This window comes from Sphingobium herbicidovorans (genome assembly GCF_002080435.1).
Taxonomy (GTDB): domain Bacteria; phylum Pseudomonadota; class Alphaproteobacteria; order Sphingomonadales; family Sphingomonadaceae; genus Sphingobium; species Sphingobium herbicidovorans.
In genome coordinates this window covers 450,190-473,533 of sequence record NZ_CP020539.1, presented here as the reverse complement: position 1 = coordinate 473,533, position 23,344 = coordinate 450,190, and the positions used below count along the sequence as shown (strand labels likewise).

The following is a 23,344-nucleotide window of genomic DNA, read 5'->3' as shown; positions in this document are numbered from 1 at the left end:
GTGGGCGTTCATAAGGCTTGTGCGACGGCGGCTTCGGTAAAGGTGGTCATCTGATCGTGCGCAGCGAGAGCCGAGCGGACGATCTGCGCCGCAACCGCTGCGCCGCTGCCTTCGCCAAGGCGCATGTCGAGTTGAAGCAGCGCCGTCAGCCCGAAGGCGTGGAGCAAACGCGCATGGCCCGCCTCCGCCGAGACATGGCCCGCGATGCAATGGTCGGTGATGGCGGGATTGTCGCGCGCGAGGCCCGCCACCGCCGCGCCGCAGATGAAGCCGTCGAGCAGCACCGGCACGCGCATCAGACGCGCGGCGAGCACGGCCCCGGCCATGGCGGCGATCTCTCGTCCACCCAGGCGACGGAGCGTTTCGAAGGCGTTTGTGCAATGGGAGGCATGGCGGTGAAGGGCGCGCGCGACCGCGTCGGCCTTTCGCGCCAGACCGGCTTCATCGACGCCGGTGCCGCGCCCGATCCAGTCCTGCGGCTGGCCGCCAAAGGATTGGGCGCACAGGGCGGCGGCGGGCGTGCTGTTGCCGATGCCCATTTCGCCGACGATCAACAGGTCGCAATCCGCGTCGACGACCGCTGCCCCTGCATTGAGGGCGGCGAGGCAGTCCGCCTCGCTCATCGCGGGGGCTTGGCAAATGTCCGCGGTGGGGCGGTCAAGCTCCAGCGGGACGATCGACAGCTCCGCCCCGCATGCGGCGGCGAGCGCATTGATCGCCGCGCCGCCGCCTCGAAAATTCGCGACCATCTGCGCGGTGACCGCTGCCGGATAGGCGCTGACCCCGCGCGCGGCGACGCCGTGGTTGCCCGCGAAGATGGCGGCGCGGATGCGATCAGCGCGGGGCCGTTCCTGCCGCTGCCAGCCCGCCATGAACAGGGCGATTTCCTCCAGCCGGCCTAGCGAACCGGCGGGCTTGGTCAGCATCGCCTGTCGCGCGGCGGCGGCGGCGATCGCCTGTTCGTCCGGTTCCGGCAGTGCCTGCAGCGCGCGGGCGAAGGCGGCCCCATCGGGAAAATGGATCATGTGCAGATGAACCCTTCGGGCGGGGTGCGGACGATGAAGTGGCCCTTCACCCCCTGCGGCCAGTCGGCATAGCGCACGACGCCCTCTTCACTGGCGGCGTGACGCAGCGTGTAGTCGAGGATCGCGCGCGCGGCGTCAGCGTCGGGCGGGAAGTCGCCCAGCACATAGCCGACCTTGCCCGGTCCGCGCACATGGACGGTGCAATGGCGCTGGCACGCGAACAGGCATGGCATGTCCTGAACATCGACCGCCGCATAGGCTGGATCGTCGGCCTGAAGCGCGCGCATCGCGTCGGCGAGCATAGCGCCGCCGCGACGCCCTTCGCCATCCTCGCGCGCGTCAGCCGAAAGGCGGCAGGTCGAGCAGACGACGACCGAAGCCCTGTTTTCCACGGCGCGCAGCATCAGCGCAGCCAATCCATAACCATAGTGACATGAAAGACCGTCATGATGGTCCCCCTCGCTTCCTTGACCCGCAAACAGCCTCTGGGCGCGGACGCGCAGAGGGCTGTGCGACCGAACCGGCAAGGCGATGGCTGTCGCTACGCGAGGGAAACCCCGTTCGCCCGGCACACCCTGTCCGGTCGAAGAACGACTGCGTCAGGCAGGTCTCCTGGCTCACGGGTCAATGCGTTCCGGCCGCCTTCTCGGGGAAATCCTGATCCCCAATGGCGCTGTGGCCGGTCCGCTCACCGCTTACAGTTGCAGGGGCAGCGCGGGTTTTGCACCCGACTTCCCTCTTAGAGCAGCGCGCTTCAGATGGCCCCTCGTCTCCGTTCGGGTGGGGCTTTTCGAAGCCCGCCCGCGCCCTTCGACAAGCTCAGGGCGCACGGAGGTTGAGCCAACCAATAAAGCGCAGTGCTCTCGTCCCCTCTCGGGAACCTGTCGCGGACCTGCTGATAAAGCGCGGGCGCGCCGCCCGCAAGCGGTAGATGACGGCGCGGACATGTGTATGCTGCACCCGCAGCAAATGGGAGCAGCAGCGCATGAGCGATTCCGGCCAGCCGTGGTGGAAGGGCGCCGTCATCTACCAGATCTATCCCCGCAGCTTTCAGGATTCCAACGGCGACGGGATCGGCGACCTGCGCGGGATCACGCGGCGGCTGGACCATATCGCCCGACTGGGCGCCGACGCGATCTGGATTTCGCCCTTCTTCACATCACCCATGCGCGACTTTGGCTATGACATCGCCGATTATTGCGGGGTCGATCCGATTTTCGGCACGATCGAGGATTTCGACGCGCTGGTGGCGCGGGCGCATGAGTTGGGGCTGAAAGTCACGATTGATCAGGTTTATGCCCACAGTTCCGATGTGCATGACTGGTTCCGCGAAAGCCGCGAGAGCCGGACCAATGCGCGGCAGGACTGGTATGTATGGGCCGATCCCAAGCCGGACGGTTCGCCGCCCTGCAACTGGCAGTCGGTGTTCGGCGGTCCGGCCTGGACCTGGGACGCGCGGCGGCGGCAATATTATATGCACCAGTTCCTTGCCAGCCAGCCGCAGCTCAACGTCCACAACCTCGCAGTGCAGGACGCGTTGCTGGACGCCATGCGTTTCTGGCTGGACCGGGGCGTCGATGGTTTCCGGCTCGACGCGCTCAACCATGCGATGCACGACCCGTTGCTGCGCGACAATCCGCCGGCACCCGACGAGGGCAAGCCCCGCACCCGCCCCTTCGACTATCAGATCCGCCGCTACAATCAGTCGCATCCCGATGTGGTTGGCTTTGTCGAGCGCATCCGAGCGCTGGCCGACCGTTATGGCGCGATCTTCACCATGGCGGAGGTCGGGGGCGACCGCGCCGAGGTGGAGATGAAGGCTTACACGGCCGGGGACGACCGGCTGAACAGCGCCTATGGCTTCGACTTCCTCTATGCCCCGGCGCTAACCCCCGCGCTGGTGGCGGAGACGGCGGCGCGCTGGCCAGATGAACCGGGCATGGGCTGGCCCAGTTGGGCGTTTGAAAATCATGACGCGCCACGCGCCTTGTCGCGATGGTGCAAGGCGGAGGATCGCGCGCCCTTCGCGCGGATGAAGATGGCGCTGCTGATGGCGCTGCGCGGCAATGCCATCCTGTATCAGGGCGAGGAGTTGGGGATCACCCAGGTCGATATCCCGTTCGAGCGGTTGCAGGACCCGGAGGCGATCGCGAACTGGCCGCTCACCTTGTCGCGGGACGGGGCGCGCACGCCTTTGCCATGGGAAATGACGGCCAGCGAAGGGGGGTTCAGCACCGCTGCGCCCTGGCTGCCGGTGGGGGAAGATAATCTGGCGCTGGCGGTGGATGGACAGGAGACCGATGCAGGGTCGCTGTTGAACTTTACCCGGACGATGCTGGCCCTGCGAAAGGGGAATGCGCCTTTGCGTTACGGCAGCATGGAGGTGCTGCTGGCGGATGAAAGCCGGCTGCTGTTCCGACGAACCGCGGGGGCGGACAATATAATGTGCCTGTTCAACCTGTCGGACGCGCCGGTTGGGTGGCCCGAAGATCTGGCGGTGGACGGGACCGTCCTGTTCGCCACCAATGGCGCGACGGTCGGCACGTTGCCCCCTATGGCGCGATTTTCATCCGGGAATGACTGTCGTCGTCAGAATCGCATCCGACCGCGCCAATACAACCAGCGGCAGGCCAGCGCTTTGGGCGCGTTCGGCGGCCAGACGGGTCGGGGCGGAAATGGTCACGAGCAAGGGGCAATCGGCCAGCACCGCCTTTTCCACCAGTTCGTAGGAACAACGGGATGACAGCAGCGCAAAGCCACCGTCCCAGTCCATCCCTTTCAGCCGCATCCCCCCGATCAGCTTGTCGAACGCATTGTGGCGGCCGACATCTTCATGGACGAGGCGAATCGACCCATCGGCGCTGACCAGCGCGGCCGCATGGACGGCGCCCGTCCGGGCATTGAGCGGCTGATGACCCGAAAGAGCGGCAAGCGCGCGGAAGATTGCGGAACGATCCGCCAGCGATTGCGTGGTGACGGGCGGCAGCGGGCGGATAGCCTGTTCCAGATTTTCGATGCCGCACAGGCCGCAGGAAGAATCCGACACGCGATGGCGTACCCGGCCCAGCAGCCCTTCGACACGGTCGGGCGGCAGAGTCGCGCGGGCGACGACCCCCTGGGCGGTCGCGTGAACATCGACGGCGAAGGGCGCGTCCGCCGGACTGACCAGCCGTTCGGAAAGGGCAAAGCCGAGCACCAGTTCGGCAATGGCGTCCGGCGTCGCCATCAACACCGCATAGCCGACGCCGTTAAATTCAATGGCGACCGGCACTTCTTCGGCCAGTTCCCGTTCCTCCGCCGAAAACGCGCCGCCGGATGCGATCCGGGTGAAGGAGAAGTTTGAGGGCATGGCACCGATCTAGGCGGGCGGGAGGCACGCGGCAATATGCAGCCTGTTCATGCCCCGTGCCATCAAATCACCCAAGCGGAACGGAGCGGCGGAACAAGCGCCGCGCCGTTCCGGCTTTCCCGATCAATAATTCCACTGCACCTGCGTACGGATGAGATTGCCTTCCGCGCGCCCGGCGCGGCGTTCATCCGCTTCGGCGCGCTTCATGCGGGCGTAGGCCAGCGTGATTTCCAGCGCCTTCCACGGCTGCCATTCGACGCCCAGTTCAATTTCGTCGGTTTCCAGGCGCGGTGCGCTGGTGGAGCCTTTCCAACCGCCGCGATAGCGTTGCCAGCGGGCATAGGGGATCAGCGAGCCGATCGATTCCGTCGGCGCGCGGTACATCATCTGGACATAGCCGCCGCTGAGCTTTTTCGATTCCACCGACAGGCTGAGCGGGTCGTATTGCGGTCCCTTGCCCCAGTTCCATTCGGCCTGAATGCCGAAGGGCTGCGGATAGAGCATGGCGTGGATGCCGGCGCGGTTGTCGTCAACGGGTCCACCGACTGACCCGCTACGCAGTTCAGGCTGGAAATCGTTCATCATCGCCGATCCGCCGATTTCGAACACCTGGCCAGCGAAGGCGCCGCCCAGACCGTCGAGTTCGAAGGGCCAGGTGGCGAAAGCGACCTTCATCAGGCCCTTATTCTGTTCCGTCCGGTTGATGCCCTGACCGTTGAAAACGCCAAAGCCAAATGCGCCGTAATTCCCGAACAGCTTTTGCCCGTCATCCCCCAGCCGGTCCCAGATTTTCTGGACCGAAGGCGGCGTGTAATAGGCGATGACGCCCATATCGCGTTCGCCGGGAACCCCACTGTTGATCCCATCGCTGCGGTCGAGCGTCAGGCGGTTGGAGGAGGACTGCATATTTTCCCAGCCATAGGGCACCTTGGACTGGCCGAGGCGCAGGCGGAAGGTCTTGGCCTTGTCCAGGAACACGTCGGCATAGGCGTCACGCAGCTGGCCAAAGCCTTCGCGGCGCTCGCTGCCCGCCTGATTGCTAACGGCAGTCGCGAAATCCGATTGCAGATAGAGTGAGACGCGGTCGGAAATATCGCCCTGAACCACCAGACGCGCGCGGCGCAGCGAGAAGCTGCCGCGATCGGATATGGAACTGTCATGGACCGACCGCAGGCGGGACTGGCCAGCGGGCGCCGTATCGTCCCCGGACAGGAATGCGTTGTAGCGCATCTGCGTGTAGCCGCGCAGCGACAGCCGATCATACCAGGCCTTCGACCTGGGCGCTGGGGCAGAGGCCGCCTCTGGCGCGGCCGCGGGCGGCTGGGCGGGGGCGGTGGCGGTGGCGAGCGTGGCAGGCGCGGGTGTCGCCGGCGCAACGGGAGCGGGAGCCGCAGCGGCGGTTTCAGGAGCCGCGCCCTTGTTTGCGGCAAGCGCGCTCGTGAGCATCTGAACCTGCGCCTTGAGTTCGTCGATCTGGCGCTGCAACGCTTCGTTGCTCTGCGCCTGCGCCACTTCGGGCATCAACGCCAGCAAGCTCACCATCATCGCCGCGCCACTCGCCCTTAAACCCTGCACCTTGCTACTCCCTCATGTGTCTGTGCAGCGGGCCGCTATTTCATTTAGATGACGGATACATGACCAAAGTATGACTCTTTTATTTCAATTCCTTCCCGCTTCCCTTTGTCCCCCAAGCTCTCTATGCACGGCATTGATCGCGCCGGTGCCCCGCAAGGGGCTTAAAATGGGAATGCGGTGCGGGTGCTTGAGGCATCCAAATCCGCGGCTGTCCCTGCAACTGTAAGCGGTGAGCGAGACGCATATCGACCTTCCGTGACGATCGGGGGTCAGCCACTGGGCCGGACGCTAAATCCTGCGAGGCCTGGGAAGGCCATGTGTCGAGCGATGACCCGCAAGCCAGGAGACCTGCCAGCGTCTGGTCGCTCTTGCTTTGGTCCAGGGGATGGCCGGGGCACGGTTTTCCGTCTGAGCGACGCGTGCGGCGGGAGCTGCACCGGCATGCGTGCCGGGCGCCGTTTGGGTGTCCGTCCGGCGCACCGTGTCGGCCGCGATGCGGAGGTTCCCGTCAAGTTTCGCTGACGCCGACGGGAGACTGGTCTCCGATGGACATGAGTTTTGCAACGCTGCGTGGCCGCGCCACGTGGATGTTCGCCGCCCTGATCGCCGCCAACCTGGCGCTATGGCTGTGGGCCGCGATGATCTTCGCCCACGACACCATGATGCTGGGCACGGCCCTGCTCGCCTGGAGCCTGGGGATGCGCCATGCGGTCGATGCCGACCATATCGCCGCCATCGACAATGTGACGCGCAAGCTGATGCAGGACGGGCAAAGGCCGCTGACCGTCGGCCTGTGGTTCGCGGTCGGGCATAGCGGCATCGTCCTGATCGCGGCGGTGCTGATCGCCGTGGCGGCCAGCGCGCTGAGCCGCGTGGAGGCGGTAGGCGAAGTGGGCGGCACCATCGCCACGATCATTTCCGCCACATTCCTGTTCGCCATCGCGGCGATGAACCTCATCATCCTGAAATCCGTTCTCAAGACCTTCAACCATGTTCGCAGCGGCGGCGCCTATGTCGATGAGGACATGGACATATTGCTGGGCAATCGCGGTTTCCTGGCGCGCATTTTCAAGCCGCTGTTCCGCCTCGTCACGCGCAGCTGGCACATGGCGCCGCTGGGCTTCCTGTTCGGACTGGGATTCGACACCGCCACGGAAGTCGCGATCCTTGGCCTGTCGGCGGGGCAGGCGGCGAGCGGGCTGTCAATCGCGACGGTGCTCATATTTCCCCTGCTGTTCGCAGCGGGCATGGCGTTGATCGACACGGCGGACGGGGCGCTGATGATGGGGGCGTATCAATGGGCCTTCGTGAAACCGATCCGCAAGCTTTACTACAACATCACCATTACGCTGGTATCCGCGCTGGTCGCCATCGTCATCGGCGGGATCGAGGCGGCGGCGCTGCTGGGCGACAAGCTGGGCCTGACCGGCGGCATATGGTCGGTCGCCGCCAATCTGGGCGAACATTTCAACAGCCTGGGCTTCTTCATCATCGGCCTGTTCGCCGCCTGCTGGCTGGTGAGCTGGGCCATCTACCGCTGGAAACGCTTCGACGAGATCGAGGTGCTCCTCGCCAAACAAGGACAATCCATATGAGCAAGGTTCCCGCCACCGTCATCACCGGCTTTCTGGGCGCTGGAAAGACGACGCTGATCCGCCACCTGATCGAAAATGCGGACGGCCGCCGCCTGGCGCTGATCATCAACGAGTTCGGCGACGTTGGCGTCGATGGCGCGCTGGTCAAGGGGTGCGGCGACGATGCATGCCCGGACGAGGACATCATCGAACTGGCCAATGGCTGCATCTGCTGCACCGTCGCGGACGATTTCCTGCCCACCATGCAGCGGCTGCTGGACCGGGATGTGCCGCCCGATCACATCATCATCGAAACGTCCGGCCTTGCCCTGCCAAAACCGCTGGTCAAGGCGTTCCAATGGCCCGGCATCCGCACCCGCGCGACCGTGGACGGTGTCGTCGCCCTGATCGACGCGGACGCGCTGGCGGCGGGCCGCTTCGCCCATGACGAGGAGGCGCTGGCCGCCGCGCGTGCGGCCGATCCGACGCTGGACCATGACAGCCCGATCGAGGAGCTGTTCGAGGACCAGCTGGCCTGCGCGGACCTGGTGCTGCTGAACAAGACCGACCTTGTCGAACCCGGCAGGCTGGCGGAGCTGGAAACCTCTCTGGCGACCGAGATCCGCCCCGGCGTGCGCATCCTGCGCACCGCGCGCGGGGAAATCGACCCGGCTGTCCTGCTGGGCCTGGACGCAGGCGTGGAGGATCAGATCGACACCCGCCCATCGCATCATGACGATGAGGAGGATCATGACCATGAGGATTTCGACAGTTTCGTCCTGGACCTTGGCGAACTGGGCAATCCCGCACCGCTGCTGGCGGCGCTGGAACAGGCGATTGCCGCGCATGACATATTGCGGGTCAAGGGCTTCGTCGCGGTTACGGGACGCCCGGCCCGGCTGCTGATCCAGGCAGTCGGCCCCCGCATACAGCATCATTATGATCGTCATTGGCAGGCGGAGGAACAGCGCGCGTCCCGCCTGGTGGTGATCGGTCAGGCCGGGATGGACCGCGCCGCGATCGAGGCCATGCTCAGGCAGCAGCCGGTCGCCGCCTGATGCACCTGCTGACCGCCACGCCCGGGGCCGTTTCCAACGGCGATGAAGCGATCGACCTTGGCCAGAGTCCGGGCGACATCGTGCTGCTGACCGTGGCGGACAGCGACCTTGCCTGTTTCGCCAGCGCCGCCGCGGCGCTGGGAGATGGCGGACCCACCGTGCGTCTGGCGAACCTGTTGCAGCTGAAACATCCCTATTCGGTCGATCTCTATGTCGAAAAGGTGATTGCCCACGCCAAATTCGTCTGCGTGGTCCTGTTGGGCGGTAAGAGCTATTGGCCCTATGGCATTGACGAAATTGCCAATATTGCGCGGGAAAGGGGCATCGCCTTTGCCGCCATAGCCGATGGTCGGGAGGATGATCCCGACCTGCGCTGTGCATCCACCCTGCCGCCCGACATATGCGACCGGCTGCGCGACTATCTGCGGCAGGGCGGCATTGCCAATGCGACATCCTTCCTCAAGACAGCCGCGCAGGTAGCGGGCTTCGATGCCGGAATGCCCGACGCACCGGTCCCGGTGGCAGACGCGGGCCTGTATCTGCCGGGCGTCGAGCGGCCCATGCTGGATCAGGTGAAGGCAGGCTGGGTCGCCGGTCGGCCCACCGCCCTCTTCCTCTTCTACCGCGCCCTGTTGATCGCCGGCACGCTGGAGGCGGTGAACGCGATGATCGATGGGCTGGAGCAGGCGGGGCTGAACGTCCTGCCTGTCCATGTCCGGGCGCTGCGCGAGCCGTTCGTCCGGGATTTTTTGCAGACGCTGATGGACGCCGCGCAGCCGGATGTCATCCTGAACGCCACGGCCTTTGCCGCGTCGGCGCCGGGCGAACCGCGCACGCCTTCCATCCTGGAGCGGGCGGACTGCCCCATCCTCCAGACGCTGTTCGCCAGCGCGGAGCAGAGCGCGTGGGCGGCGAGCGCACGCGGACTTGGACCGCGCGATCTCGCCATGCACATTGCGCTGCCTGAGGTGGACGGGCGGCTGTTCACGCGCGCGGTGGCGTTCAAGGCCGCCGCCCGGTTCGATGCCCGGACGGAATGCAGCATCGTCGTGCCGCAGGTTCTGCCGAACCGTGTAAACTTTGCCGCACAACTGGCTGCATCATGGGCAAAATTACGGCGCGCGCCTGTCAATGACCGCCGCATCGCGCTGATCCTTGCCAACTATCCCAACAAGGATGGCCGGATCGGCAACGGCGTTGGGTTGGACACGCCGGAAAGCGCCGCCGCTATCCTGAGCGCGCTGACGGACGCGGGCTATGTGACGGGCGACGCGCCGCGTGACGGCGCTGCGCTGATGGACGTGATGACCCGTGGCGTCACCAATGCCTGCCCCGGTCGCGCGGCGGAGGTCATGCTGCCGCTTGAGCAATATGAGGCCGCGTTCATGCGATTGCCGGAGGCAGCGCGGCAGGCCGTGACCGATCGCTGGGGGATCCGGCGTCCGATCCCTTCGTGCGGGACGAGGCATTCCACCTGCCGGTCCATCGCTTTGGCAAGATCGCGGTCGCGGTCCAGCCCTCTCGCGGCTATAATATCGATCCCAAAAGCAGCTATCACGACCCCGCCCTGCCGCCGCCGCACGGCTATCTGGCCTTCCACATCTGGCTGGCGCAGGAATTTCGCGCCCATGCCGTGATCCATGTGGGAAAGCACGGCAATCTGGAATGGCTGCCGGGCAAGGCCATCGCGCTGTCTGCCGATTGCTTTCCCGAAATCTGCGCCGGTCCCGTTCCGCAAATCTATCCGTTTATCGTCAATGATCCGGGCGAAGGGACGCAGGCGAAGCGGCGCATCGGGGCCTGTATCATCGACCATCTGACCCCGCCGCTGACCCGCGCCGAAACCTATGGGCCGCTCAAGGAACTGGAGGCGCTGGTCGATGAATATTATCTGGCGGCGGGGATGGACCCGCGCCGTCTGGAAACGCTGCGCCGCGACATATTGGCGCTGGCCGCATCACAGGGACTGGACAAGGATGCCGGGGCGCAGGGCAGCGGAGACGATGCCTTAGCAGCGATTGATAACTATTTGTGCGAATTGAAGGAAATGCAGATCAGGGATGGCCTGCATGTCTTTACGCGATCGCCCGAGGGGCCGCTGCGCCGTGACCTGTTGATCGCGCTGGCCCGCTGTCCACGGGGCATGGAGCAGGACGGCCAGCTGTCGCTGCTGCGCGCGCTGGCGGACGATCTGGCGCTGGGCTTTGATCCGCTGGACTGCACGATGGGCGCGCCCTGGGCAGGGCCGCGCCCCGCGCCGCTGCGCCCCCTGGACCCTGCGCCATGGCGGACGACCGGCGACACGGTGGAGCGGCTTGAGCTGTACGCCATTCACCTGATCGACGGCGAAGCCGAAGCGCCCGGTCCCCGAAGTTCAGCCGTGCTGCAAACGATGGCCCAGGATCTAGGCCCCCGCATCGACGCCTGCGGAGAGGCGGAAAAGGCCGCGCTGCTGAACGCGCTGGACGGCCATTTCGTCCTGCCCGGCCCTTCCGGTGCGCCGACCCGTGGCCGCCCCGATGTGCTGCCGACCGGGCGCAATTTCTATTCCGTGGACACCCGCGCCGTGCCGACGGTCGCCGCCTGGAACTTGGGCCAGCAATCCGCCGAACTAATCGTGCAGGATTATCTTCAGCGCGAGGGCGACTATCCCCGCGCCATCGCCCTGTCCGCATGGGGCACGGCCAATATGCGCACGGGCGGCGACGACATTGCGCAGGCGCTGGCGTTGATGGGTGTGCGCCCCCGCTGGGACTGGGCATCGGGGCGCGTCATCGGCTTTGAAGTCATGAAGATCGCGAAACTCAATCGCCCGCGCGTTGACGTGACCTTTCGCGTTTCGGGTTTCTTCCGGGATGCTTTCCCCGAACAGATCGACCTGATCGACAGCGCCGCGCGCGCCGTCATGGCGCTGGATGAACCGGAAGAGGACAATCCCGCCGCCGCCCGCCATCGCACCGAGTCCGCCGCCCTGATCGCCGAGGGCGCATCCCGAAAGGCGGCGGAGCGCCGTGCGGGAAGCCGCGTCTTCGGTTCCCGGCCCGGCGCCTATGGCGCGGGGCTTCAGGCGATGATCGACGAGCGGCTGTGGCACAATCGCGCCGACCTGGCGAACGTCTATCTCGACTGGGGCGGCCATGCCTATGGCGGCGGGGTGGAGGGGGACGCCGAGCGCGGCCTCTTTGCACGGCGGCTGGCGGAGGCCGACGCGCTGGTCCAGAATCAGGACAATCGCGAGCATGACCTGCTCGACAGCGACGATTATTATCAGTTCGAAGGCGGCATCGCGGCGGCGGTGGAGCATCTGTCCGGCAAGAAGCCGCTCAGCTATCACAATGATCATAGCCGCCCCGAACGCCCCGTCATCCGCACGCTGGAAGATGAGATCGGCCGCGTCGTCCGCGCGCGCGTCACCAATCCCAAATGGATCGCGGGCATGATGCGCCACGGCTACAAGGGGGCGTTCGAGATCGCCGCGTCGGTGGATTATCTCTTTGCCTTCGCCGCCACCACCCATGCCGTGCGCGACCATCATTTCGACGCCGTCCACGCCGCCTTCATCGAGGATGAAGCCGTCCGCGCCTTCATGGCGGAGGCGAACCCCGCCGCCCTGCGCGAAACCGCCGCCCGCCTGATCGAAGCGCTGGACCGGGGGATGTGGAAACCCAAGTCCAACAGCGCCGCCATGCTCCTCGCTCAAATAAAGGACGCTCAACCATGATCGAACGCACGCCCGAACAACATGCCGAAAAGATGAAGAAGAAACAGGCCGCCCATGACAAGATCATGGCCACCAAGACGCAGGAAAAGGGCCTGTTGATCGTCCACACCGGCAAGGGAAAGGGCAAGACCACCGCCGCGCTGGGCATGGTGGTGCGCGCCATCGGCCATGGCAAGAAGGTAGGCGTGGTCCAGTTCGTGAAGGGCGCGATGACCACCGGAGAAAAAGCGGTGTTTGACGCGTTCCGGGATCATGTCACGTTCAAGCCCATGGGCGAAGGCTTCACATGGAATACGCAGGACAAGACCCGCGACATCGCGCTCGCCCGCGAAGCATGGGAAGAGGTAAAGCGGATGATCGCCGACCCCGCCTATGCTATGGTGCTGGCCGATGAGCTTAATATCGTCCTGCGCTACGACTATCTGCCGGTTGACGAAGTGGTGGCGGCCGTGACCGATCGCGATGAGATGAAGCATGTCATCATCACTGGCCGCAACGCGCCCGAAGCATTGATGGAAGCCGCCGACCTGGTGACGGAAATGACGTTGATCAAGCATCCCTTCCGCAGCGGCGTGAAGGCGCAGGCGGGGATCGAATATTGATATGAGCGCGCCCGCCATCACCCCGATCGACAGCGCCCAGTTCGAGGCGCTGGTCAGGGCCCGGCGGGACATTCGCCATTTCCGCACCGATCCCATCGACGAACGCGACGTCGAATGGCTGCTAAGCATGGCGCATCGCGCGCCTTCGGTGGGCCTGTCGCAGCCATGGCGGTTCGTGCGGATCGAAACGCCGGAACTGCGGGAACGGCTTGCGGCGCATGTCGATGCGCAGGTGCGGGCGGCCGGGAAGGACTATGAAGGGGATCAGGATAGGCTCTATCGCAGCCTGAAACTGCATGGGCTGCGTGAAGCCCCGGTTCTGTTCGCCGTCTATTGCGATGACGAGACGGAAACGGGCCATCATCTGGGCGCGGTCACTATGCCGGAGGCGCGGCGCTACAGCTGCGTCATGGCGGTGCATACGCTGTGGCTGGCGGCGCGGACGCGCGGCATCGGCATGGGTTGGGTGTCGATCATGGAGCCCGAAGGCGTGGACGCGATGCTGGACATCCCGTCGAGTTGGGAAGGCCTGGGCCTGCTATGCCTCGGGAAGCCGGAGAGTGAGGAGGACACGCCGGAACTGGAGCGGCGCGGCTGGGAACAGCGGATGGATTGGCATTCGGTGGTGGTGCGGCGTTAGGGCACGCGCTCACCACCGTTCGGGCTGAGCTTGTCGAAGCCCCTCTCTTCCCTTCAAGAAAAGAAGGCCCTTCGACAGGCTCAGGGCGAACGGGGAGAAATCGTCAGGCAGCCTGCCCGCCCAGCAAGAACGCCAGCGCCAGTTCTTCGAACCGATCCTTGCATTCGATCATCGCCCAATGGCCGCATTTGGGGAACACATGCAGTTCCGCATTGGGGATCACCCGCATCGGCAGGAACGCGCCGTCGAGCGGGCTCACCTTGTCATCGCGGCCCCATGCGATCAGGGTCGGCGCCTCGATCCTGCCCAGATAGTCGATCCGCTGCGACACGCCCGGCCCGCTCATCGACTGCGCGATGAAACCGAGAGCGGCGCGCGTGTACATCTTGCGGCTGCTCTCCATCGTCACCGGCTCCAGCGCGGCCTTGTAGCGCATGTCGATGAGTTCGTCGGTGATGATCGACTTGTCGTAAACCATCGATTCGAGCCAGGCGATGATGTTCTCACGCGTAGGATTCTCGATGAAGTCGACCAGTCGGGTCAGCCCTTCATTGGGGAAGGTGGAGGTGATGTTGAAGCCGATGCCGCCAATGGTGATGTAGCGCAGCACGCGCTGCGGATGCGAGGCGGCGAGATGGCCACCGACGATGCCGCCATAGCTGTTGCCAAGAATGTGGGCGCGATCAATGCCCAGGCCATCCATCAGCGCGACCACAGCATCGCGGGCCACCGCAACCGGATCGCCGTCCACCGGGTCGCTTTTGCCATAGCCGGGCGCATCGAGGATGATCGTGCGGAAATGCCGGGAGAAGAGCGGCAGATTGCCCTGAAAATTGGCCCAGCCCGTCACGCCGGGACCAGAACCATGGAGCAACAGCAGCGCGGGGCCCGATCCAGCCTCATGATAATGAAGGCGGCCGTTGGAGGTTTCGAGGAAACGGCTGGTCGCGTCGAAGCTGAGATCGCTCACTATCTTCTCTCCATGTTGTTATTCTGCGAAGGGATTAGCCTTCGGTAATGGCAGGGGCAAGCAAGCCGTCGCTGCCCACTTCCCTTCCGCCTGCATCCGCCCTATGAAGCGCGGCGAGCCGGGTCATGCCCGGTTCAACGATCGCGCCGGTGTCCCGCAAGGGACTTAAATGGGAACGCGGTGCGGGAGGCTATCCTCCCTAATCCGTGGCTGTCCCTGCAACTGTGAGCGGCGAGCAAGGCATGGACAGGCCGGACCTTTGCCAAGGGACGGTCAAGCCACTGGAGCGATCCGGGAAGGCCCATGCCAACGCTATGACCCGCAAGCCAGGAGACCTGCCGGAGCAAAGGTCGCTCTTGCCATGATCCAGGGGATGGTCACGGCTCGGTTCTCCGTTTGAGCGACGAATTTTGGGTGCGGTCCTGGCCGCGCTGGCGTGCGCCCGTCGTTCGCCTGGCGCGCGTCCCGGCCGTTTGTCGTGGCGCGGGCGTGGAGGACGGAATGCAGGAGCAGGCGCAAGGCGCAGCCGCCGTGCGCGGTTGGTGCCCCACCGCGTGGCGGCCGATGATGGCGGGCGACGGGCTGTTGGTAAGGGTGCGGCCATTGCTCGGGCGCTTGAGCAGGGCGCAGGCGGAAGGTCTGTGCGATGCGGCGCTGCGCCATGGCAATGGGCATATCGACGTCACCAATCGCGCGGCGCTGCAAATAAGGGGCGTGCGCGCGGATGAGCATGACGCGCTGATGGAGAGGCTGGTCGCGCTGGGGCTGGCAAGGCGCAACGGGGACATGGCCGCGCCGCTGATCGTCAATCCCGACTGGACGCCCGGCGACGCGACGGACAGCATCACAAGCGAACTGATCGCGCGCGCCGGTGAATTGCCGGACATGCCCGGAAAGATCGGCTTTGCCGTCGATGCCGGTCCTGCGCCGGTGCTGACCGACGCCCCCGCCGATTTTCGGATCGAACGGGGGATGAACGGCGGCCTGATCCTGCGCGGCGACGGACGCGAGCGAGGCGTGCCGATGAACGTGAGCGAGGCCGTCAGTGAAATCATTGCGCTTGCACAATGGTTCATCGCCAGCGGGGGCGCGATCGCCGGGCGGATGGCGCGGCACGACACACCGCCTCCCGTCACGCCATCCGAGGCCCCCGCCCCGCCACGTTCGCGCGCCGACTGCCTGGCCGCCGTGCCGGGGCGCTACCATGCCGCGCCCTTTGGCCGGATCGAGGCGGAGGCGCTGCTGGCGGCGATGGATGACGAGACCCGCGCGATCCGCCTGACCCCGTGGCGTGGCCTGATAGTGGAGGGCAGCAGCGCGCGATCCGATGATCCGGCTGACCCGCGCATCGGCGTGGACGCCTGCCCCGGCGCGCCAGCCTGCCCGCAGGCGAGCGTCGTCACGCGCGACCTTGCCGCCCGGCTCGCGCCCCATGTTGGGGGGCTGCACATATCGGGATGCGCCAAGGGCTGCGCGCGGCCGAAGCAGGCTGCGGTCGTGCTGACGGGACGCGATGGCCGCTTCGACCTTGCGCGGAACGCCCGCGCGGGCGGCCAGCCCGAACGCACCGACCTGTCCCCTACCCAGATACTCGCCCTTTTCGGAGCCGAATGATGCCGCATGTCTATGAAACCGACGGGGCGGAAATCTATCGCCAGTCCTTCCGCATGATCCGTGAGGAGGCGGAGCTTGGCCGCTTTTCCCGCGCAGAGGAACGTGTGGCTGTACGGATGATCCATGCGGCGGGCATGGTCGGCCTGTCCCCGCATATCCGATTTTCGCCCGGCTTTGCGCTCACGGCCGTCGCCGCGCTCCAAAAAGGCGCGCCGATCCTGTGCGACGCGCGCATGGTGTCGGAAGGGATCACCCGCGCCCGCCTGCCCGCCGCCAATCCGGTCCTTTGCACGCTGCACGACGCGACCGTGCCCGAACGGGCGCGATACATGGCCAACACCCGGTCGGCCGCCGCGCTGGAACTGTGGCGGCCCCATCTGGCGGGCGCGGTCGTCGCCATCGGCAATGCGCCGACAGCGCTCTTTCATCTGCTCAACATGCTGGAGGATCCGGCCTGCCCCCGCCCTGCGGCCATCATCGGCTGCCCGGTCGGTTTCGTCGGCGCAGCGGAGTCCAAGGACGCCTTGTGGAAGGCGCAGCCGGTGCCCTGCTGCATCGTCGAAGGCCGGTTGGGCGGCAGCGCGATCACCGTCGCCGCCGTCAACGCGCTGGCGAGCGCCGCAGAATGAGCGGCGTCATTCATGGCGTGGGCCTTGGCCCCGGCGCGCAGGACCTGATGAGCGTGCGCGCCGACCGGCTGATACGCACAGCGCGCCACATCGCCTATTTCCGCAAGCCCGGCCGTCACGGCCATGCCCGGCGCATCGTCGATGGCCTGATCAGCCCCGACGCCATCGAATTTCCGATGGAATATCCGGTGACGACCGAAATCCCGGTCAGCGATCCACGCTATAATGAGATGCTGTCGGCATTCTACGCCGATTGCACCGCGCATCTCCATGCCCTTGCCGCCGCGGGAGAGGATGTGGTCGTTCTGTGCGAGGGCGATCCGTTTTTCTACGGCAGCTTCATGCACCTGCACAGCCGCCTGGCCCCGCTGACGCCGGTGCGGATTGTGCCGGGCATCACCGGCATGTCTGGCGCCTGGACCGCCAGCGGAACGCCGATCAGCTGGGGCGACGATGTGCTGACCGTGCTGATGGCGACGCTGCCCGAAGAGGAACTGAGCCGGCGCATCCACGACACCAACGCGCTGGTCGTCATGAAGATCGGCCGCAACCTGCCCAAGCTGCGCCGCGCGGTGGAGGCGGCGGGAAAGCAGGACTGCGCATGGCTGGTCGAATATGCGACCATGGCCGACCAGAAGATCACGCCGCTGGCGCAGGCGCAGGCGGTAACCGGCTATTTTTCGATCCTGCTGGTCCATGGACAGGGGCGGCGGCCATGAGTGGATGGGTCGCGGTGGCGGGACTGGGGCCGGGCGCGGACGCGCTGGTCACGCCCGAAGTGACGGAGGCGCTGGGTCAAGCCACCGATCTGGTCGGCTATATCCCCTATGTCGCCCGCGTGCCGGATCGCGATGGCCTGACCCGTCATGCGTCCGACAACAGGGTCGAGCTGGAACGCGCGGCGCATGCGCTGGAACTGGCGGCGGCGGGAAAGCGGGTGGTCGTCGCGTCATCGGGCGATCCGGGCGTGTTCGCCATGGCGTCGGCCCTGTTCGAGGCGCTGGAGGCTGGGCCGCAGGCGTGGCGCTGCATCGACATTCGCGTCCTGCCCGGCATCACCGCCATGCTGGCCGCCGCCGCGCGGGCTGGCGCGCCGCTGGGCCATGATTTTTGCGCCATTAACCTGTCGGACAATCTGAAGCCCTGGGCGATGATCGAACGGCGGCTGCGGCTGGCGGCGCAGGCGGATTTCGCCATGGCATTCTACAATCCCCGGTCCAGGGCCCGGCCAGAGGGTTTTGCCCGCACGCTGGACATATTGCGCCAGGAATGCGGGCCTGACCGGCTGATCCTGTTCGCGCGCGCCGTATCGACGGATGACGAGGAATTGCGCGTCGTGCGGCTGGAGGACGCTGCCCCGGACATGGCCGACATGCGCACCATGGTCATTGTCGGGTCAAGCCGCACGCGCCTGATCGAACGATCAGGCTCCCCAATTCTCTACACCCCGCGTTGGGCGGCATGACCGATCCACGCCAGCACGTCACCCACCTGCTCCAGCACATGCGCGTGCGGCAGCGGCGGGCGGTCGATCATGACGACCGGCAGGCCCAGCGCGCGCGCGGCGTCCAGCTTTGCCCGCGCGCCGTCTCCACCGGCATTTTTCGCGACGATCAGATCGATGCCGTGCGCGCGCATCAGTGCAAGATCGCCCTCCAGCGTGAAGGGGCCGCGATCAACGACCAGATGGTGACTGGGCAGCGCCGGCGGTGCGTTCGGCGCATCGACGAAGCGCAGCAGATAATGATGCTGCGGCTGGGCGGCAAAGGCCGCGACATGCATCCGGCCAAGCGCCAGCATGACGCGACGGGGCGGCCCCTCCAGCGCCTGCACGGCGCCCGCAATGTCGCGGACATGGCTCCAGCGGTCGCCCTCCCCCGCTTGCCATGCGGGGCGGGTCAGCATGGCATGGGGGACGTTCGCCAGTCGCGCGGCGTCCACCGCATGGGCGCTCATGGTGGCGGCGAAGGGGTGGGTCGCGTCGATGAGATGCGTGACGCCCTCGCGCGCCAGATAGGCGGCAAGGCCAGCGACGCCGCCAAAGCCGCCGACACGCACAGGAACCGGTTGGGCGCGCGGGTTGTCGGTGCGCCCGGCATAGCTCAGCACCGCGCGCTCGCCCCGCTCGGCCAATGTCTTGGCAAGCGCGCTCGCTTGCGTGGTGCCGCCAAGGATCAGGATGTTGCGCATGGCGGTTGACGGTCCCTGGCTGACGATCATCGGCATTGGCGAGGATGGAGCCGACGGCCTGTCCAGCGCCGCACGCGCCGCGCTGGATCATGCGCGCATCGTCACCGGCGCGCCGCGCCAGCTGGCGTTGCTGCCCCCCTTAAGGCCGAACATCTGGCGTGGCCAGCACCCTTCGATGATGGCGTCGCCCCGCTGCTCGCCCGGCGCGGGGAGCCGGTGGTGCTGCTGGCGTCGGGCGATCCCTTCTGGTTCGGCGCGGGGGCGAGCATCACCCGGCATCTTGCGCCGGGCGAGTGGATCGCCCACCCGGCCCCGTCCACCTTCTCGATCGCCGCAGCGCGGTTGGGCTGGGCGTTGCAGCATGTCGCCTGCCATGGCCTGCATGCCGCGCCCATGGCCCGATTGAGGCAAGACCTTGCGCCCGGTCAGCGGGCGATCCTTCTGATGAGGGACGGAAAGGCAGTGTGGGATCTGGCCGCCTATCTGGAGGAGTCCGGTTTCGGTGCATCGTCGCTGCATGTGATGGAGGCACTAGGCGGGCCGCGCGAGCGGATCAGGGCGGTGCGCGCCGAAGGCTTTGAACTGGATGACATCGCACATCCTGTGGCGGTGGGGATCGAGATGGCAGGCGACGGCGCGGTAATGCCACGCGCCAGCGGCATGGCCGACAGCTGGTTCGAACATGATGGCCAGATCACGAAACGGCCGGTGCGCGCGCTGACCCTGTCCGCGCTCGCCCCGCGTCCGGGGGAGATTTTGTGGGATATCGGCGCTGGGTCGGGATCGGTCGGGATCGAATGGTTGCTAAGCCATCCTTCGACCCAGGCCGTCGCTTTCGAGGCTGATCCCCTACGCGCCGCGCGCGTCCGCACCAATGCTGCGCGGCTGGGGGCTGATCGGTTGTGCGTGGTCGAAGGGCGTGCGCCCGCCGTGCTGGAAGACCGCATGCGTCCAGACGCCATCTTCATCGGCGGGGGTTTGAGCGAGGGGTTGCTGGATGCGATCCTGCGCCTGCCGGGCGGGCGGACCCGGCTGGTCGCCAATGCGGTGACGCTGGAGTCCGAGGCGCTGCTGGCGCAGTTCCACGCGCGGATGGGCGGCGAGTTGCTGCGGATCGAGATGGCGAGCGTCGCGCCGATAGGGCGGCGGCGCGGATGGAAGGCTGCCTATCCGCTGGTCCAGTGGAGCGTGACGCTATGATCGTGGCAGGCTTTGGATGCCGTAGCGGGGCGGATGATGCGGCGATGCGGGCGGCGCTGGCAGCGCATGGCCGGACCGTGTCGGCGCTCGCGACGCTGACCCACAAGGCGCGATTGGTCGAACCGCTCGCCAATGCATTGGCGCTGCCGCTGATCCTGATAGATCCTGCCGCGATAAGAGGCGTCGCGACGCCCACGCAATCCGCCGCCAGCCTGATAGCCTACGGAACCGGCAGCGTTGCCGAAGCGGTTGCGCTCACCGCTGCGGGCCGTGGCGCGCGGCTGATCGCGGCACGCATCATTTCATCCGATGGGCGGGCGACCTGCGCGCTGGCCGAGGGGATTTTGGCATGACCGTTCATTTCATCGGCGCGGGACCGGGCGCGCCCGACCTGCTGACCCTGCGGGGGCGCGACCTGATCGCCGCATCGCCTGTCTGCCTCTACGCTGGATCATTGGTGCCGCGCGCGGTGCTGGATCATTGCCCGCCTGGCGCGCGCATCGTGAACAGCGCGCCGCTGACGCTGGACGAGATCATCGCCATTATCGCGGAGGCGGACGCCACGGGGCAGGATGTCGCGCGGCTTCATTCGGGCGACCTGTCGGTCTGGTCGGCGATGGGCGAGCAGATCCGGCGGCTGGAAGCGCTGGGGATCGGCTATACGGTGACGCCGGGGGTGCCATCCTTTGCGGCGGCGGCGGCGGCGCTGGGGACGGAGCTGACGCTGCCGGGCATGGGCCAATCGCTTGTCCTCACCCGCACGCCAGGGCGGGCGAGCGCGATGCCGCCGGGCGAAACATTGGCGGCTTTTGGCGCTACCGGCGCGACGCTGGCCATCCATCTGTCGATCCACAATATCGAGCAGGTCGTGGCCGACCTGTCGCCGCTTTACGGTCCCGATTGTCCCGCTGCGATCATCTGGCGCGCAAGCTGGCCGGACGAGCGGATCGAACGGGGCACGCTATCGACGATCGCGGCGCAGGCAAAGGATGGGCCGGAGCGCACGGCGTTGATACTCGTCGGCCCGGTGCTGGGCGACGGGGATTTTGCCGAAAGCCAGCTTTACGCGCCCGGTTATGACCGGCGTTACCGCCCCGCGTCCACGCAGTCGCGCTTCGCCGGGCCGGAAGAATGACGCCGGGAATCCTTGTCGCCGCACCCCGGTCAGGATCGGGCAAGACGGTCATCACACTGGGCCTGCTGCGCGCGCTGGCGCGACGGGGCGTGCGGGTGCAGCCCTATAAATGTGGGCCAGACTATATCGACACCGCCTATCATCGGCTGGCGAGCGGGCGGGCGGCCTTCAACCTCGATAGCTGGGCGATGGATGAAGCGATGATCCGGAACCTCGCCGCGCAAGCCAAGACCGCCGATCTGGCGCTTGCCGAAGGGGTGATGGGGCTGTTCGACGGCGCAGCGGCGACGGGCGCAAGCGGCAATGGCAGCAGCGCCGATATAGCCGCCGCGCTGGGATGGCCGGTCATCCTGGTCATAGACGTGTCGGGGCAGAGCCAGTCGGCGGCGGCGCTGGCGCATGGCTTTCGCACCATGCGGCCTGACCTGCGCGTCGCGGGCGTCATCCTCAATCGCGTCGCCAGTCCCCGTCATGACGCCATGATCCGCCGCGCGATGGAGCAGATAGCGCTGCCCGTGCTGGGCGCGGTTCCCCGTTCCGCCGCGCTGGCGCTGCCGGAGCGTCATCTGGGTCTGGTGCAGGCGGGCGAGCAGGAACGCGCGGACGAGATGATCGATGCCATTGCCGATGTGGTGGAGGCGCATGTGGACCTGTCCGCGCTGCCGGCATGCGCGGGCGCCCTTCCCAGCGCTGCATCGCCTGGCACGGGGTGGCGGCCGCCGGGACAACGCGTCGCCCTGGCGCAGGATGCCGCCTTCTCCTTCACCTACGCGCACATGCTGGCGGGCTGGCGATCGGCGGGCGCGGAAATCCTGCCCTTTTCGCCGCTGGCCGACGAAGCGCCCGATCCGCATGCGGACGCCGTCTGGCTGCCCGGCGGCTATCCCGAATTGCATGCGCCGCGCCTTGCACAAGCGACGCGCTTTATCGACGGGCTGCGGCGTCACGCACAGGATCGCCCGGTTCATGGCGAGTGCGGCGGCTATATGGTGCTGGGGCAGGCGATCATCGACGCGCAGGGACAGGCGCACGCAATGGCGGGGCTGCTGGGCCTCGTCAGCAGCTTTGCCGAGCGCCGGTTGCATTTGGGCTATCGCCGTGCGCGGCTGCTGGCCCCGATGGGCGGCTATGACGAAGGGGCGGAGCTGCGCGGTCATGAATTTCATTATTCAACGGTGGTCGAACAGCCCGATCAGCCGCTCGCCCATGTGACGGACGCGGCAGGAGACGCCGTCGCCTCCACGGGATCGCGCCGGGGGCTGGTGACAGGCAGCTTCTTCCACCTCGTCGCGGGTGCGGCATGATCGCGCTGTCGCTGATCGGCATCGGCACGGGCAACTCCGATCATCTGACCCGCGCCGCCATTCGGGCGATGAACGAGGCGGACCTGATCCTGCTGCCGCGCAAGGGGGATGCGAAATCCGACCTGATCGACCTGCGCCGGACGATCTGCGCCGATGTGCTGACGGGCGAGACGCGCATCGTTGAATTCGACATGCCCAAGCGCGCGGATCAGCCCGCCTATCTAGAAGCAGTGGTCGATTGGCATGACGCCATTGCCGCGATCTGGATGGAGCAAATCGCGCTTCATTTGCCGGATGGCGGTACGCTGGCGCTTCTCGTGTGGGGCGACCCTTCGCTTTATGACAGCAGCCTGCGGATCGCACAGCGGCTGGGACCTGCCGTCGAGGTCAGCGTCGTTCCGGGGATAACGAGCATCCAGGCGCTGACCGCCGCGCACGGCATCTGCCTCAACCGCCTGGCCGACCCGGTGCTGATCACGACGGGCAGGCAATTGCGCGAGAAGGGCTGGCCCAAGGGCGTGCGTGACATTGTCGTTATGCTGGACGGGCATTGCGCGTTCCAGACATTGGCTGCCGAAGGGATCGACATCTGGTGGGGCGCATATCTGGGGATGGAGCATCAGGCGCTTGCCCACGGTCCGCTGGAGACGGTGGGGCCTGACATAATCGAGCGCCGCGCGCTGCTGCGCGAGCGTCATGGGTGGATCATGGACGTCTATCTGATGCGGCTGAGCGAAACGCTTTCGCCGCCAGCCTGA

18 protein-coding genes, 3 pseudogenes and 3 riboswitches are annotated in these 23,344 nt (G+C 66.5%); of the genes and pseudogenes, 15 read left to right on the top strand and 6 right to left on the bottom strand.

Features of this window, described 5'->3' with window-relative positions:
• Positions 1 to 8: 8 nt before the first annotated feature.
• Positions 9 to 1,025, bottom strand: coding sequence for a nicotinate-nucleotide--dimethylbenzimidazole phosphoribosyltransferase (cobT, locus tag B6S01_RS16880; protein WP_037463506.1), 1,017 nt, complete (start codon positions 1,023 to 1,025; stop codon positions 9 to 11).
• Entirely contained in the window at positions 1,022 to 1,429 is a 408-nt protein-coding gene (locus B6S01_RS16875) for a DUF1636 domain-containing protein (RefSeq protein WP_037463617.1), read from the bottom strand. Before B6S01_RS16875 ends, cobT begins: the two co-directional genes overlap by 4 nt.
• A gap of 181 nt (positions 1,430 to 1,610) precedes the next feature.
• Positions 1,611 to 1,807, bottom strand: a riboswitch (cobalamin riboswitch).
• 203 nt (positions 1,808 to 2,010) lie between these two features.
• Here B6S01_RS16875 and B6S01_RS16870 point away from each other — a divergent pair.
• Positions 2,011 to 3,606, top strand: a pseudogene (locus tag B6S01_RS16870) (alpha-glucosidase); the annotation flags it as partial.
• Here B6S01_RS16870 and fdhD read toward each other — a convergent pair.
• Entirely contained in the window at positions 3,592 to 4,374 is a 783-nt protein-coding gene (fdhD, locus tag B6S01_RS16865) for a formate dehydrogenase accessory sulfurtransferase FdhD (RefSeq protein WP_037463501.1), read from the bottom strand. The pseudogene B6S01_RS16870 and the gene fdhD overlap by 15 nt on opposite strands.
• 123 nt (positions 4,375 to 4,497) lie before the next feature.
• Complete coding sequence (locus B6S01_RS16860) at positions 4,498 to 5,919, bottom strand: porin (protein WP_037463500.1); 1,422 nt, start codon at positions 5,917 to 5,919, stop codon at positions 4,498 to 4,500.
• A gap of 156 nt (positions 5,920 to 6,075) precedes the next feature.
• A riboswitch (cobalamin riboswitch) is annotated at positions 6,076 to 6,319 on the top strand.
• 175 nt (positions 6,320 to 6,494) lie between these two features.
• Between B6S01_RS16860 and B6S01_RS16855 the strand changes: the two genes are divergently transcribed.
• The 5 genes and pseudogenes from B6S01_RS16855 (at position 6,495) to bluB (ending at position 13,544) form a co-directional block, all read left to right on the top strand.
• Complete coding sequence (locus tag B6S01_RS16855) at positions 6,495 to 7,544, top strand: HoxN/HupN/NixA family nickel/cobalt transporter (protein WP_037463497.1); 1,050 nt, start codon at positions 6,495 to 6,497, stop codon at positions 7,542 to 7,544.
• Positions 7,541 to 8,581 (top strand): cobalamin biosynthesis protein CobW, encoded by a 1,041-nt coding sequence (gene cobW, locus B6S01_RS16850; protein ID WP_037463494.1) that lies wholly within the window; start codon positions 7,541 to 7,543, stop codon positions 8,579 to 8,581. Before B6S01_RS16855 ends, cobW begins: the two co-directional genes overlap by 4 nt.
• Positions 8,581 to 12,302: pseudogene (cobN, locus tag B6S01_RS16845) on the top strand (cobaltochelatase subunit CobN). The gene cobW and the pseudogene cobN overlap by 1 nt, the downstream one beginning before the upstream one ends.
• Entirely contained in the window at positions 12,299 to 12,904 is a 606-nt protein-coding gene (gene cobO, locus B6S01_RS16840) for a cob(I)yrinic acid a,c-diamide adenosyltransferase (protein ID WP_037463492.1), read from the top strand. The pseudogene cobN and the gene cobO overlap by 4 nt, the downstream one beginning before the upstream one ends.
• A 70-nt stretch (positions 12,905 to 12,974) precedes the next feature.
• Positions 12,975 to 13,544, top strand: coding sequence for a 5,6-dimethylbenzimidazole synthase (bluB, locus tag B6S01_RS16835; RefSeq protein ID WP_037463614.1), 570 nt, complete (start codon positions 12,975 to 12,977; stop codon positions 13,542 to 13,544).
• 103 nt (positions 13,545 to 13,647) lie between these two features.
• Here bluB and B6S01_RS16830 read toward each other — a convergent pair whose 3' ends face one another.
• A complete protein-coding gene (locus B6S01_RS16830; RefSeq protein WP_037463491.1) occupies positions 13,648 to 14,517 on the bottom strand; it encodes an alpha/beta fold hydrolase in 870 nt (289 codons plus the stop codon).
• A 127-nt stretch (positions 14,518 to 14,644) separates the two neighbouring features.
• Positions 14,645 to 14,871: riboswitch (cobalamin riboswitch) on the top strand.
• Positions 14,872 to 15,078: 207 nt separating this feature from the next.
• Between B6S01_RS16830 and B6S01_RS16825 the strand changes: the two genes are divergently transcribed.
• The 4 genes from B6S01_RS16825 to cobJ are packed head-to-tail and all read left to right on the top strand — an operon-like array spanning position 15,079 to position 18,222.
• Positions 15,079 to 16,128 carry a cobalamin biosynthesis protein CobG gene (locus B6S01_RS16825; protein WP_037463612.1) on the top strand — a complete coding sequence of 350 codons (1,050 nt, stop codon included), beginning with the start codon at positions 15,079 to 15,081 and terminating at the stop codon, positions 16,126 to 16,128.
• Complete coding sequence (locus B6S01_RS16820; RefSeq protein ID WP_037463490.1) at positions 16,128 to 16,757, top strand: precorrin-8X methylmutase; 630 nt, start codon at positions 16,128 to 16,130, stop codon at positions 16,755 to 16,757. Before B6S01_RS16825 ends, B6S01_RS16820 begins: the two co-directional genes overlap by 1 nt.
• Positions 16,754 to 17,476, top strand: a complete 723-nt coding sequence (gene cobI, locus B6S01_RS16815; protein ID WP_037463489.1) for a precorrin-2 C(20)-methyltransferase — start codon at positions 16,754 to 16,756, stop codon at positions 17,474 to 17,476. The genes B6S01_RS16820 and cobI overlap by 4 nt, the downstream gene beginning before the upstream one ends.
• Entirely contained in the window at positions 17,473 to 18,222 is a 750-nt protein-coding gene (gene cobJ / locus B6S01_RS16810; RefSeq protein ID WP_037463487.1) for a precorrin-3B C(17)-methyltransferase, read from the top strand. The genes cobI and cobJ overlap by 4 nt, the downstream gene beginning before the upstream one ends.
• Here the strand turns inward: cobJ and B6S01_RS16805 are convergent.
• Entirely contained in the window at positions 18,198 to 18,947 is a 750-nt protein-coding gene (locus B6S01_RS16805) for a cobalt-precorrin-6A reductase (protein WP_062793060.1), read from the bottom strand. The two genes, cobJ and B6S01_RS16805, sit on opposite strands and share 25 nt — an antisense overlap.
• Here B6S01_RS16805 and cbiE point away from each other — a divergent pair.
• The 5 genes and pseudogenes from cbiE to cobF all read left to right on the top strand — a co-directional run bounded on the left by cbiE (position 18,946) and on the right by cobF (position 23,344).
• Positions 18,946 to 20,147 (top strand): annotated as a pseudogene (gene cbiE, locus B6S01_RS16800) (precorrin-6y C5,15-methyltransferase (decarboxylating) subunit CbiE). The gene B6S01_RS16805 and the pseudogene cbiE overlap by 2 nt on opposite strands.
• Entirely contained in the window at positions 20,144 to 20,500 is a 357-nt protein-coding gene (locus tag B6S01_RS16795) for a cobalamin biosynthesis protein (RefSeq protein WP_037463483.1), read from the top strand. The pseudogene cbiE and the gene B6S01_RS16795 overlap by 4 nt, the downstream one beginning before the upstream one ends.
• Positions 20,497 to 21,282, top strand: coding sequence for a precorrin-4 C(11)-methyltransferase (gene cobM / locus B6S01_RS16790; RefSeq protein ID WP_037463479.1), 786 nt, complete (start codon positions 20,497 to 20,499; stop codon positions 21,280 to 21,282). Before B6S01_RS16795 ends, cobM begins: the two co-directional genes overlap by 4 nt.
• On the top strand, positions 21,279 to 22,586 hold the full coding sequence (locus tag B6S01_RS16785) for a cobyrinate a,c-diamide synthase (RefSeq protein ID WP_037463477.1): 1,308 nt from the start codon (positions 21,279 to 21,281) through the stop codon (positions 22,584 to 22,586). Before cobM ends, B6S01_RS16785 begins: the two co-directional genes overlap by 4 nt.
• Positions 22,583 to 23,344, top strand: coding sequence for a precorrin-6A synthase (deacetylating) (cobF, locus tag B6S01_RS16780; RefSeq protein ID WP_037463475.1), 762 nt, complete (start codon positions 22,583 to 22,585; stop codon positions 23,342 to 23,344). Before B6S01_RS16785 ends, cobF begins: the two co-directional genes overlap by 4 nt.